Raw genomic sequence first — 12601 nt, 5'->3', positions numbered from 1 at the left:
TCATCGCGGCGTCCCGAGTTAAAAATAGCGCCGTCGGGACCGCCGTGTATGGCGGTCCCGACGACGTTACTCCCGCCGTGGGACATCACTCAGACGGCGAATCCAGTTCCGGGATTCCGCTGCTGCGATCAGCATAGGCAGCCTGGAAGCTCGGGCGTTTCTGCCAGCGCTGCCAGTAGGCGTCGATGAACTCGAAACGCTCATCCAGAGGGGTCGCATTGACCGGAAACTTGGAGAAGGCAATCGCGGTTGCCAGCGTGATGTCAGAGAAAGTTGGGGCATCGCCGCCCAGCAGCCACTCACGACCATCGGACAGATGACGATTGACCAACGCTGCATGGGCTAACGCTTCCTTGCGGCAGTGCTCGCCCCACGCCTCGTTCTTCGTCAGTTCAAGCTTGAAGCCCAACCCGGTGTGCAACACGTGAAACGCCGTCACGATGCGGTAAAGGATATGCACCCAGACCCGGTTATCCCACATGTTATCGAGCCCTTGCTCCAATGCGGTCTCGCCCATGATCTTGCGACCTGGATAGGACTGATCAAGATAGCGAACGATAGCTGCCGTTTCGGAAATGAAACTGCCGTCGGCAAGTTTCAGCGTCGGGGTTTCACCCCATGGATTCATATTGAGATGACGCCACCCGCGCTGCTCTCCTCCTGGAGCCATGTCATAAATCGTCTCTTCGAACAGGTCCGCGATTCCCTTTTCATGCATGAAAAGACGTAGGCGTTGAGGGTTGGGGAAAGCCGATGGAGATGTGAAGAGTTGAAGTTTAGCGGTCATGGTCAGCTCCAGAAAGAAGGAAGAGAAAACTCTACCTAACGTTCGTTAGGTGTGACTGAATCTATGCCTCATTCTCCTCGAAGTCAACACCTACCTAACAATTGTTAGTCTGACCACCTTTGCCGATTCACGAGCACGCCGGATCAGGACCTCGTGGGACAAGCCACGGCGAGGTCCGAGGACTCGAGAAAATCCTCCAGTGATTCAGGAATAAACGCGCGTGGTAACCGTCTGGCTTTAACGAAAAGAGAGAGAGGGTTCGACATGATTAATTTCAAAAGCAGGCTGGGGCCTCGCAGAGCACTTTGGTGGGTGGGACTTGCGACCATCAGTTGGATGTCAGCGACGTTTGCCGACGCTGGACATATGCACGATTCATCGAGCGATGGCCAGGCGCAGGCATCGTTTGCTGCCGAAAATGCTGCTGCGATGAGCAAAATGATGGCGGGCATGGATGTCCCCGCTTCTGGCGATATTGATCGTGATTTCGTGACCAGCATGAGCGCGCATCACCAAGGCGCGATCGACATGGCGATGACGATGCTCAAGTACGGTCGCAATGAACAGCTCAGGCGAATAGCGCAGGAAATCATTGTCGATCAGCTGCAGGAAATCGCCGCAATGCGACAGGCAATGGGCGACCCGTTACCAGCGTCTGAAGCCGCGCCGACCCAAGTGTCAGCGACCCATCCATAACGCCCTCCTCTGAAGGAAATATCATGAGATTGCTAAGTTTTCCGCCCGCTCTCCTGGTGTGTGCTTTGATCACTGCCTCCGGCTCTCTTCAAGCAGGCCAAATTCCAGGCAAGGCGTCCGCTGACAATATTCCAATCACGCATCAACATCGTCTTTACGCTGCCGAGCAGTTCTCCAACACACTCTCAGTCAGCGATCCAGTGGACAACAAATTGCTGGGAGTCATCAGCTTGGGTGATCCTCAGCCAGGTAACCTGAGTCCTCTCTATCGTGGTGAGGTATTGGTGCACGGACTGGGTTTTTCGCCTGACCACAAAACCCTCGCTGTTGTGTCAATTGGCACTAACTCGGTGTCGTTTATTGACACCCAGACCAACACCGTCAAGCACAAGACGTACGTAGGGCGTGCCCCTCATGAGGCATTCTTTACACCGAACGGCAGGGAGGTATGGGTAACAGTGCGGGGGGAGGACTACGTTTCTGTGCTCGACGCCCATACCTATGAAGAGAAACAAAGAATAAAAACCCCCGCCGGTCCCGGGATGCAAATTTTCTCGCCTGACGGAAAGTACGGATACATCTGTTCTTCGTTCAATCCCGAAACCGTAGTGGTGTCAGTGGCGACCCACGAGATCGTCGGACATGTTGCACAGGCCAGTCCGTTTTGCCCGAACATTGCGGCGTCGGCAGATGGCAAGCAGGTCTGGTTCACATTGAAGGATGTCGGAAAGGCGCAGGTATTTGAGGCCACTCCCCCATTCAAACTGCTCAAGACGTTGGACGTCGGACCTATCGCCAACCACGTGAATCTCGTAAACAATGCCAATGGTTCGTTCGCTTACATCACCGTTGGCGGGTTAAATCAAGTTCAAGTATTCAGGACTGATACCTTCGAAAAGGTCGCTACAATCGCTGTCGGCAATTTGCCACATGGCATTTGGCCGTCCGGAGATGGCACCAGGATTTATGTCGGCCTGGAGAACGCAGACGCTTTTGCAGTCATTGATACGCTAACCAATAAGGTCGTCGCGAATATCCCGATTGGTCAGGCGCCACAAGCCGTTGCATATGTTCCGAGGGCGGTTGCGTCCGGATCGGGGACGGATAACCTCGTTCCCTTAGGTGTGGCCGGTCAAGCCGTTCATCTGACCTTGAGTGATCAAGGCAAAAGCGAAGACCGGGCTCCAACCAGCGTCACGCTTTTCAATCAAGGGCTCACCCAAGTCCTCCAGGCTGCCGTTACGGGGCTTGAGCCGAAGCAGCCCTATACTCTGGCGCTTGCCGAAAACATGGACGGCGGCGGCAAATTGGAGCCGTTGGCCACATTCATGACCAATCCAGCCGGGTCAGCCATCGTCAATACGATTGGGCCAATCCGGCAAATCGTGCAGAACGATGTTCCCGAACAGCGCCGCTACCTCGTTATAGTGGGGGGTAAGCCCGACCAATCAGGCGAGCTGAAGCAGGTTCAGGTCAGCCCTTGAACCTGTAGCGATCAGGGGGAGGCGCTGCGCGAGCCGCTGTCGTATAGTCGGCCGCGCATCGCGCTGAGCGCCTCTGCCTGGATAACCTCTCCCCTTTATCACCAGACACGATGACGCCTGCGCTCCAGAGGGTCTGGGAGGTCGTCTCCTCAGACGCGACTTAGAATGTTGTACCCGATGCACTGACGCTAACTGAATTGGGCTTTGCTCAAAAGGAGACGTTAATCTGCATAGTCGCCGGGCAACTCCTGCGCGCCTTGTGTCGCGTGGAAAAGTCCGGCCCACAGTCGTGAGCGTTGCTTCGCTCAACGCTTCATATCCAACTCTAAGCGTTGCGTCTCGCCCAGCAGTGCATCAAAGGCCTCCGCTTCCAGTGGACGACTCAGGAAGTAGCCTTGACCTTCTTCGCAGGCCACCGCTTTCAACAACGCCAGATGTTCGGCCGTTTCAATGCCTTCCGCTGTCACGGTCAACGAAAGCGCCTTACCCAGACCGACAATCGCCTGAACGATGGTCTGGTCGTCTTCACTCTCACCCAGGCGGGTCAGAAAGGAGCGGTCTATCTTCAGGCCATCAAATGGAAAGGTGCGAAGATAGCTCAGTGAAGAATATCCGGTACCAAAGTCATCCATGGCGATGCGAACCCCGAGGCGTTTGAGTTTGTGCATCACCTCCAAAGCACCGACGGCGTCCTCGAGCATCACACCCTCTGTGATCTCGAACTCAACGCGAGACGGTGCAATGCTGCTCTCCACGAGGGCCTGTTGAACCCGTGAAATCAGATTACCGCGCTTGAATTCAGCGGGAGAGAGATTCACCGAAACGAAAAGGTGGGACGGCCATTGCGCTGCATAGCTGCATGCTGTCCTCATGACCCAGTCGCCCAACGGTAAAATCAGCCCCGTTTCTTCGGCAATCGGTATAAACGTCTCCGGCGATACCAACCCTCTCTGAGGATGTTGCCAGCGCACCAACGCTTCGGCCCCTACCATCTTGCCGTCAGCGATCCTGAACCGGGGCTGGAAGTGCAACCTCAGTTCTCCATGCTTGATCGCGAATCGCAGATCCCGCTCCAGGCGACGCCGCTCGATGATGCGAGCATTCATGTCACCGGCATAAAAACGCCAGGTGCTGCGACCGCCGGCTTTCGCCTCATATAGGGCGATGTCTGCGTAACGCAGCAACTCGGCAGCCTCGCGCGCGTCGGTCGGCGCCATCGCGATACCAATGCTGGCGCTGACAAACACTTCCTGGTCATCGATCACCACAGGCAGTTCGATCGACTCAATGAGACGGCGGCATAACGACTCAATCTCCTGCGGATCCTTCGCATCGGTGAGAATCAGCACGAACTCATCCCCGCCTACACGCGCTACCAGATCTCCGTGGCGAACACACTCCGAGAGCCGAGCCGAAATGTCGTTGAGCACTCGGTCACCGGCAGCGTGTCCCAGCAGATCATTCACAGGTTTGAATCTGTCCAGGTCCAGACTGAGCATGACCAGCGGCTGCTCTTTGGTCGGCAGCGCCTTGAATTTCCCATCCAGAAACTCTTGCAGCCTGACACGGTTTGGAAGACCTGTGAGGGCATCGTGCTGAGATAAAAACTCAATTCGCCGACGCGCTTCGACCTCCTCAGTAATATCAGTGGCGGTTCCGCGAAAACCACCGTCGGGTAGCTGGCGAGCAGAAAGGCGAGTGACACGTTCCTCGCCTTGGGTATTGATATATCGGCAGCAGACCGTGATGTCCGGTTTGCGATTCGGAATCGACAGCCACTGCGAAACAGTCCCCATCTGACTGCTGAGCAACGAGTCTATGGAGACGCCGATCCAGTCCTGTCGACAGAACGCGGTGACGGTTTCAAACCGCTCGGAAAGATAGGTGAAGCGCCATTGCTGATCGATCTCCCAGACCCAGTCTGAACTCGCCTCGACGACATCGCGAAACCTGGCCTCGCTCGTGGCCAGGGCCGCCTGGCTGCGCTGCAGCGAAAGGTAGCTCTCATCCAGCGCACTTGCAGCAGCGGTGGTACGGCGCAAGATCACCCATGCCATCAAGCAGACCAGCAGCGCAGCGAAGCCGGTGAGGGGTAATCCGAGGGCGAGAAGGCGATGACCCGGCGTGGGCGGCGTCCAGCGTAAGGCACCGCCCTGGCCATCATCTCCAAGCGCAAAATAGGAAGCCTGATGGCGCTCGGTGGGCGTGGCGACACGAAGATCTTTGACACCGTAATCCTGGCCCAGCTTAGCCAGTTTTTCGTCGGTCAGGAGATCGACAAAAATCAGCACAGACGCGGCTCGATCATCGGGTTCGACCGTCGGGTCCGTGCCTGGAGTGATGGCCGCAGCGGCGACAATTGCGGGAACTCCCTTCACGTCCATGAAGGAGGTGACGGGCGCCTCCTCCGATGCCGCCTTACGCGCCTGGGCAACCAAAGCGCCGGGTGGCTGCCCCAGCCAATCCTCAATCGAGATATTTTTTAGCTCGCCATCGACCACTGCATAAACGGTCCTGCCATGCTCGTCGATGACGAACAGCCCCTGGAACCCGAAGTCTGCATAGAGCGTCGCCCCGATATTCTGGCGAACATAGGCCCATTCAGGGTCCACCTGTAGATGCAGGTGTTTGTAAGCGTCTCCCCAGAATGCGTAGTCCTTGAGCGTCGAACCCACGGCCTTCTCTGAGGCGTGTACGGCTTTGGCGGTGTAAAAAGCGCTTTCTTCTTCCTCGGTTTTATCGAGATCCCTGGCCAGAAAAAGCAACATACAGCTCGCCAGCAGAAAGACACCTATCAACAAGGCGACGAAATTAAAAAGAGAGCTGCGTGTCAGAGCAACACTGGAGCGGTGGTTTTCGGGCTTAAGGGACGTGGGCAGATTTTTCATGGTTTCCGTAGCGCATTTTTTTGCGAGACATGCCTACGGGTTGTATCGGCACGGTGCGAAAGATGTTGAGTTTGAATACTCGAGATGAATGGGTGCTGACCCTTGAGGGTCTATTGATTTCAAGCCATTTTGCGGACAGGTCACGGCGCTTCGCGGCGCACGGGCTGGCACACTGTTGATCGGCCGGGGCTGGTCGCCAAATCCGCATTGATCAAGAGGGGAAGAACGTGGACCTGCTCTTTCTGGGTACCAGCGCTGGCGTACCTACTCGGATTCGTAATGTCAGCGGCACGGCAGTCGTTGAATCCACCGGGAAAAACTGGTGTCTTGTGGATTGCGGCGAGGCAACGCAGCATCGTCTGTTGCGCACCTCCCTGTCACTCCATTCTTTGCGCGGCATCTTCATCACCCACGTCCATGGCGATCACTGCTTTGGCCTGCCCGGTCTGCTGACCACTGCCAGCATGTCTGGGCGCACTGAAGCGCTGGATGTGATCCTGCCGCAGGCGCTGCATGACTGGGTGCTTAAAGGGCTCAGCGTCACTGGATCGCATCTGGGCTTCGAACTTCGCTTACAGGCGGCAGAGACATTCGCCGGCTGGCAAGGGGGCAATCTTCAGGTCGGCGCGGTAGCGCTTTCGCACCGTGTGCCTTGCCATGGTTATGTGTTCGACGAAATCAACCGTGACGCGCGTCTGGACGTGCAACGCCTGGAAGACCAAGCCATTCCTCGCGGTGAAGTGTGGGGAGAACTTGCCCGGGGCCATGATGTAGAGCACGAAGGACGTTTGCTGATTGCCGAAAATTATCTGCAGGCTACCCAGCCTCCACGTCGAGTGATTGTGTGCGGTGACAACGACACGCCCGAATTGCTCGAGGATGTCGCGCGCAATGCTGACGTTCTGGTGCACGAGGCAACGTTCACCGAAGAGCTGGCAAAAGGTCGAGAAAAGTATGGCCACAGCACCGCAGCATCCGTTGCGCGCTTTGCTCAAGACGTCGGCGTTAAAAACCTTGTGCTGACACATTTTAGCGCGCGGTATCAGGACAATCCTGAACGCAGCCCCTCGATCGAAGACATCCACGCTGAGGCGCAACAGAGCTTCAGTGGCGAGCTCATTTTGGCCAGGGACCTCAGACGTTATCGCCTGGCACGTGACGGGCGGCTCACCTGGCTCCCCGACTCAGTAAGGACAGCGCCCAACGAGCTTTAGACGGCAGCGGCGGCGGTGATCGCACAATCACCGCCTCCTCGGCCTTTCAAAGATTGCCCGCCCACACCCTCGGATGACGACCCGCCCAAGGCAGTGCGCGCTCCAGTTGCCCTGCCAGCGCTAGGAGCATGCCTTCATCGCCAAACCTGGCCATGAACTGCATGCCAATCGGTAATCCGGTCTGAGGATCGTGTGACAGCGGTACTGACATTGCTGGGGCACCGATAACATTTGCCAGCGCTGTGAACGGTGATTGGCTGAACACCTGATTCATCCAGCCTCGCCCATCCAGATATTCCTGTTGCGCATTGTACTGACCGACCACCGGCGCCAAGTTTGGCAAGGTCGGCGAAAGCAATAGATCGTAGCGCTGGAAATAACTGCCAAGCCTTCTGGCGACGACATTGCGCTCAAACAACGCGCCCAATAGATCGGTCGCACTTAAGGTCTTGCCGTATTGGTATAGCGACAGAGTCGCCGGCTCCAGGTGAGTGGCATCGATACTGCGGCCTGTTGCCGCTGCAATTGCATCGATCCAGGCGGCGGTGTTGGAGGACCAGAAGCGGCCATTGAGCTCTACGAAACTCTCCCAGCTCAACCCGATATTCGGTTCAATTTCCTCGACCCTGTGCCCAAGACTTTCAATCTGCCGCACGGTCTCCAGCAATGCAGTTTGCACCGCTGGATGCAGCGCTTGACCGTCAAGCGGCCGAGTTTGCACGCCGATGCGCAATGCACCGGGCTCACGCCGGGATTGTTCGAGGAAGCTGATCACCGGCGACGGAATCTGAAAGGGGTCACCTGCGGCGTGGCCCTGGACAGCGTCCAGCAATGCAGCACTGTCACGCACCGTACGAGTCAGGACGCCATGCACGGCAAGGCCGCTCCAGACCTCGTCAACATCGGGGCCCATTGGCACCCGTCCACGGCTGGGCTTCAAGCCGAACAGACCGCAAAGCGAGGCTGGGACACGGATTGAGCCACCACCATCAGTGGCGTGAGCCACGGGTACCATGCCGGCCGCTACCGCCGCCCCGGAACCGCCGCTTGACCCCCCGGCACTGCGTTCCACATCCCAAGGATTACGGGTCGGTCCAGTGAGACGGCTTTCAGTAGTGGTGCTTGCGGCGAACTCGGGGGTGGTAGTCCTGCCTAGCGGCATCAAGCCGGCACGACGCAGGCGGCGCATCAGATGTGAGTCGGCTTCGGCCGAGCAACCAAGTGCCAAGGAACTGCCCAGTTCACTCCGACGTCCCTGCGCGGCGATGCCCAAATCTTTGATCAGAAAAGGCACGCCGTAAAAATCGCCTGATTGCGGCGCGGGTTCGTCATGCCACGTCTCGACCAGTGCATTAAGGTGCGGGTTAAGCGTCTCTATGGCTTGTAAGGCCACAGAACGAACCTCTTGCGCGCTGACCTGCCTGGTCCGTATCAGTTGGCTCAGCCCCGTGGCATCGTGAGCAGCGTACTCTCGAAGGTGCATGACATTCTCCACTTCAGTATGATAGTTACTCACAAGTATCGGTAGATACTTATTAGTATCATGCGATACCCATGGGTATCATTGTCAAGAGGAGATTCTCTATGCGTACGCCACCGACACCGCAACTGCCCCCGAGGGAACGCATCGTCGAGGCAGCTCAGACATTGTTCATGGAGCAAGGAATTACCCGCGTCAGTGTGGACGCTATCGCGGCATTGGCAGGGTCAACCAAAATGACCGCCTACAGACACTTTGAAAATAAGGATGCTCTGGTTCTGGAGTGGCTTGAGCGGCTAACCGAAAGCTACAGCGATGTCTTCGACCGATTGGCATCGGAGCATCCAGATTCGCCACGCCAGCAACTCATGGGATTTCTTGACTTCATCGTTGCGGGTCTGGAAGGTTCGGGTTACCGCGGCTGCCCGTTCACCAATACGTTGGCAGAGCTGCCAGAGGTTGATCATCCGGCCCGTCAGCTAATCGAAGCCCACAAAAAAGCGCAGTTCGCGCGAGTGACTGCACTCTGCACCGCCATGGCCTTGAGCGAGCCTGAGGATGTTGCGCAGGAGCTGACTCTCCTCATGGAGGGCGCCCAGGTCGTGGCGCAGAACAAGGGGATCGATGAAGTCGGCGAGCGCCTGGTCAAGATGGTGAACCGGCGCCTGGGGCATTAACGCCCCCCTCGCATGATGCTCTATCAACCGTGATCACTGCGCCCAGGGTCATGGCGGTTGGAATACGAGGCACCCATCAAGTAAAAACACCCGCCCGCGACGATGAAGCCAGCGAGCATATAAAACATGAAATGCGGCGGCTGAGAGGCCAATGCAAATCCGCACAGTATCGGGCCCAGTGCGCCGCCAAGGCTCGACAGGTTTTGCGCACCGTAATACATGCCGCGCAAGTGCTCGGGCGCGATGCGATCGATGAACATGTACTCGGCGGGGAAAACAATGACTTCGCCCACGGTGAATATTCCGACTGCCAGCGCCCAATGCAACACGCTGGTGGACAACGCAAATCCGACGACCCCCAGCAGAAACAGACTGAAGCCCGCGGTCAACCATCGATTCAGATGCTCGTTGGTGATGCGTTTGCCAACGAGGTACTGCAGACAGATCACCACCGTCGCATTCACGGCCACCACCGCGCTGATGACCTGATAGGTGAATTCCGGTGTGCTCGTGGTCACAAGGTATTGCGAGATATAGCCGGTGAACTGACCGAACGCCACTGCGCTCAGCGCGCCGCCAATGGTGAAGCAGACCAGACGATAATCCTTCAGCAGGATGCGACCCACAGCAGCGAAGGAGACTGGCGGACTGGCCCGGTCAGTAGGACTGAGCGTCCTGTCGCCCCAGACCATATACGTCAGAAAGGTCCCAACGCCCAAGGCCGCTGATATGAGGAACGGCAATTTCATGTCCATGTGCGCGAACCCCGCGCCAATGAACGGCCCCACCGCGTAGCCGATATTGATCAGCGAGTAGCGCACTGAAAACACTTTGCCACGTTCGGCTTCTGGCAGCAGTTTGCCGAACGCGGCCTTCACCACAATATCGATCACCGAGTAAGCAAAATTGAATGCCACCAGGAACAGGAAAAACATCCAGAGGTGCGCGGTAACGCACATTCCGATGAAGCCCAGGGTGAAGAACCCCGTGAAGCTCAGGATCAATCGATAGCTGGATATTTTGTCCGTGAGGTAGCCGCCATACACGCTCAGCAACGAGCCAACGAGCATGGCACTGCCGACTACCAGACCGATATCACTGACCCCCAACGTGAAGTTGGAGGACAGATAAATAACCATGTAGGGCAAGGTAATGGCGCGGCCCATTGTCAGGAAAAGCGACGACAGCAACAGCAAATTGACCGAAAACGGATAGTGTCTGAAGGCAGCGAGCATCTGCGTCGTTTCCTGTGGTGGCCGCATCACAGCCGGGAAACATATCGTTACACATCCAGCTTCGGCTTCCCAGTAGCGGCTGATGAAGCCTCCGGTCTACAACCGAAAAGACCGACGCATCGCTTGCGCCAGCAACTCTACAGCCTCATCTCCACGTGACGCAGTGCTGCGCACGAACACAATGTCATGGTCAGGAATGACCGGCAGCCCCTCCAGCATCTGCATGCGGTCGGTGACTTTCCCACGGTCAATCAGGCTGACCGCCAACCCCGCCTCCACACACGCCTTGACTGCCTGATTGGAGGGGCTTTCCAGGACGATCCGCGAGCGGCGGCCTGACGCCTTGAGCGATTCATTCATGGCTTCGCGATAAGGACATTGCACGGCGTGAACGGCCAGGGGCAGCGGATCCTTGAGCGCCACCGCAGCATTGGTCGGTCCGACCCAGACGGGCGTGGTGGACATCAGCACCTCGGTGTCGGGGCCTGCCTCTCCCTTGGGCTGCGCGACCACCGCGGCCTGCAATTTGCCGCGCTGCACCAGGTCTCTCAGCGCATAGCTCGGCCCGGTCTTGAGTTCCAGCACCACGTTCGGCCAAGCAGCGATAAAGGTCGGCAGGATGTCTTGAATGACATGCGTCGCGTATTCGTCGGGAACCCCCAACGTAATGCGCCCTGCGAGCTGAGTGCCATGCAGATCCGCCAAGGCCTGATCGTGTGTACGCAACAGCTCGGCGGTCGAGATCAGCAGGCGCTTTCCCAGCACAGTGAGGGAAACTGACTGGTTATCTCGATTCAGGAGTCGACCGCCTGCCACTGCCTCAAGACGCTGAATGTGGACGCTCACCGCGGCCGGGCTTTTATGCAGCTGCTCGGCGGCTGCGCTGAATTTCCCAATGCGCACCACGGCATGAAAGGTGCGCAACAGATCGATGTCGAGAATCGCCGTCATGATTCAATCCTGCTGAACAATTACTGCATGATATTTTGATTTATTAGACTACCCCACTCTCGTAGCCTGTGGGAATGAACCAGCACATCTCGACTCATCCCGACAAGCCGACTCGTCGCCACTGGCTTCGCACGTTGCCGCTACCCTTGCTTGAGGCCGGGCTACTGCTCACCTGGAGTTCCGGATTCATCGGCGCACGCTTTTCCATCGATTACGCCCCGGCGCTGCTGGTGGTGTTCTGGCGTTGTGTGGTGGTTTCCCTCGTTCTACTCCCCTTCGTCTATCGCACCCTGCGCAGTACCTCTTTTTCGATCTTGCTGAAAAATGCGGGCATAGGACTGCTGGCCATGGCGGGATACCTGACTGGCGTGACACAAGGCATCGCACTTGGCGTTCCGGCGGGTCTGGCGGCGCTGTGCGCGGACCTGCTGCCGCTGGGGATGGCGCTGCTGGCAGCACTGGCACTGGGCGAGCGGTTGGCGCGCCAGGTCTGGGTGGGGCTGATCGTCGGCCTGGTCGGGGTATTGTGGGTGACGCATGGCGCGCTGGTCATGGGCGATGCACCGCTGTGGGCCTACGGCTTGCCGGTGGCGGGAATGCTCTCTCTGGCAGTGGCAACGCTGTGGCAAAAGAACGCCAGCACGTCGCAGGCGATGGGGCTGCTGCCCAACCTCTGGCTCCAGTGCTTCGTATCGAGTTTTGCCTTCGCCGCCATCGAGGGCAGCCAGGGCAGTCTTTTACCGATCCCCACGGCGGGTTTCGCTTTGAGCGTATTGTGGACCGTGGCCCTGTCTACGCTTGGCGGTTATGGCTTGTACTGGATGTGTTTGCGCCGGACCTCTGCGACTCGCGTCGCCAGCGTGCTATACCTCAGCCCGCCGATCACAATGCTCTGGGCCTGGGCCATGTTCGATGAACCGCTGTCATGGGCGATGGCGGCAGGGATGGCGATTTCTGCCGCAGGCATCTGGATGGTGGTGCGCGCCGAGGCACGCCGGGCTAAAACCGCGTCATGTGACACCGACAGCCCAAATGCTGCCCCTCATGAAAACGCAGCAGCGAAAAAATCCGTGACTTCTCGAGCGTGACGCTGCTTCGGGTCAGGCTAGCCGCCGCGCCATGAGACGCCATATCTGCGTCCAACTCGCTCAAGATCGTCGAACCAAAGCCCACGCACTGAGCGGGTTGA

Annotated in this window: 10 protein-coding genes; 5 read left to right on the top strand and 5 right to left on the bottom strand. The window is 57.7% G+C overall.

Annotated elements, in window-relative coordinates:
* Positions 1-85: 85 nt before the first annotated feature.
* Positions 86-787 (bottom strand): glutathione S-transferase family protein, encoded by a 702-nt coding sequence (locus tag D3M70_RS01600; protein WP_120123792.1) that lies wholly within the window; start codon positions 785-787, stop codon positions 86-88.
* Between the two features lie 264 nt (positions 788-1051).
* Between D3M70_RS01600 and D3M70_RS01595 the strand changes: the two genes are divergently transcribed.
* Together D3M70_RS01595 and D3M70_RS01590 are read left to right on the top strand one after the other, a co-directional pair.
* A complete protein-coding gene (locus D3M70_RS01595) occupies positions 1052-1483 on the top strand; it encodes a DUF305 domain-containing protein (RefSeq protein WP_256659662.1) in 432 nt (143 codons plus the stop codon).
* A gap of 23 nt (positions 1484-1506) precedes the next feature.
* Positions 1507-2967, top strand: coding sequence for a YncE family protein (locus D3M70_RS01590; RefSeq protein ID WP_120123790.1), 1461 nt, complete (start codon positions 1507-1509; stop codon positions 2965-2967).
* Positions 2968-3272: 305 nt separating this feature from the next.
* On the opposite strand, the gene D3M70_RS01585 is transcribed toward D3M70_RS01590, so the two are convergent.
* Positions 3273-5855: an EAL domain-containing protein gene (locus tag D3M70_RS01585; protein ID WP_120123788.1), complete on the bottom strand. Its 2583-nt coding sequence runs from the start codon at positions 5853-5855 to the stop codon at positions 3273-3275.
* A 227-nt stretch (positions 5856-6082) separates the two neighbouring features.
* Here D3M70_RS01585 and D3M70_RS01580 point away from each other — a divergent pair, with 227 nt between their 5' ends.
* Entirely contained in the window at positions 6083-7069 is a 987-nt protein-coding gene (locus tag D3M70_RS01580; protein ID WP_120123787.1) for a ribonuclease Z, read from the top strand.
* 46 nt (positions 7070-7115) lie between these two features.
* On the opposite strand, the gene D3M70_RS01575 is transcribed toward D3M70_RS01580, so the two are convergent.
* Entirely contained in the window at positions 7116-8552 is a 1437-nt protein-coding gene (locus D3M70_RS01575) for an amidase (RefSeq protein ID WP_120123785.1), read from the bottom strand.
* 101 nt (positions 8553-8653) lie between these two features.
* Between D3M70_RS01575 and D3M70_RS01570 the strand changes: the two genes are divergently transcribed.
* Positions 8654-9226 carry a TetR/AcrR family transcriptional regulator gene (locus tag D3M70_RS01570; protein ID WP_120123783.1) on the top strand — a complete coding sequence of 191 codons (573 nt, stop codon included), beginning with the start codon at positions 8654-8656 and terminating at the stop codon, positions 9224-9226.
* 23 nt (positions 9227-9249) lie between these two features.
* Here D3M70_RS01570 and D3M70_RS01565 read toward each other — a convergent pair whose 3' ends face one another.
* Positions 9250-10461 (bottom strand): MFS transporter, encoded by a 1212-nt coding sequence (locus D3M70_RS01565; protein ID WP_120123781.1) that lies wholly within the window; start codon positions 10459-10461, stop codon positions 9250-9252.
* A gap of 96 nt (positions 10462-10557) precedes the next feature.
* On the bottom strand, positions 10558-11412 hold the full coding sequence (locus tag D3M70_RS01560; protein WP_120123780.1) for a LysR family transcriptional regulator: 855 nt from the start codon (positions 11410-11412) through the stop codon (positions 10558-10560).
* Positions 11413-11486: 74 nt separating this feature from the next.
* Between D3M70_RS01560 and D3M70_RS01555 the strand changes: the two genes are divergently transcribed.
* Positions 11487-12500 carry a DMT family transporter gene (locus D3M70_RS01555; protein ID WP_120123778.1) on the top strand — a complete coding sequence of 338 codons (1014 nt, stop codon included), beginning with the start codon at positions 11487-11489 and terminating at the stop codon, positions 12498-12500.
* Positions 12501-12601 lie beyond the last annotated feature (101 nt).

The sequence above is a fragment of the Pseudomonas sp. LS-2 genome, assembly GCF_003605735.1.
GTDB lineage: Bacteria > Pseudomonadota > Gammaproteobacteria > Pseudomonadales > Pseudomonadaceae > Aquipseudomonas.
The sequence above is the reverse complement of the archived record's forward strand: the minus strand, read 5'-3'. Positions and strand labels throughout refer to the sequence as shown.

Coding starts and splice junctions, on each gene's coding strand:
- D3M70_RS01600 (WP_120123792.1), bottom strand. CDS start 787: ATGACCGCTAAACTTCAACTCTTCACATCTCCATCGGCTTTCCCCAAC.
- D3M70_RS01570 (WP_120123783.1), top strand. CDS start 8,654: ATGCGTACGCCACCGACACCGCAACTGCCCCCGAGGGAACGCATCGTC.
- D3M70_RS01590 (WP_120123790.1), top strand. CDS start 1,507: ATGAGATTGCTAAGTTTTCCGCCCGCTCTCCTGGTGTGTGCTTTGATC.
- D3M70_RS01595 (WP_256659662.1), top strand. CDS start 1,052: ATGATTAATTTCAAAAGCAGGCTGGGGCCTCGCAGAGCACTTTGGTGG.
- D3M70_RS01555 (WP_120123778.1), top strand. CDS start 11,487: ATGAACCAGCACATCTCGACTCATCCCGACAAGCCGACTCGTCGCCAC.
- D3M70_RS01565 (WP_120123781.1), bottom strand. CDS start 10,461: ATGCTCGCTGCCTTCAGACACTATCCGTTTTCGGTCAATTTGCTGTTG.
- D3M70_RS01560 (WP_120123780.1), bottom strand. CDS start 11,412: ATGACGGCGATTCTCGACATCGATCTGTTGCGCACCTTTCATGCCGTG.
- D3M70_RS01575 (WP_120123785.1), bottom strand. CDS start 8,552: ATGCACCTTCGAGAGTACGCTGCTCACGATGCCACGGGGCTGAGCCAA.
- D3M70_RS01585 (WP_120123788.1), bottom strand. CDS start 5,855: ATGAAAAATCTGCCCACGTCCCTTAAGCCCGAAAACCACCGCTCCAGT.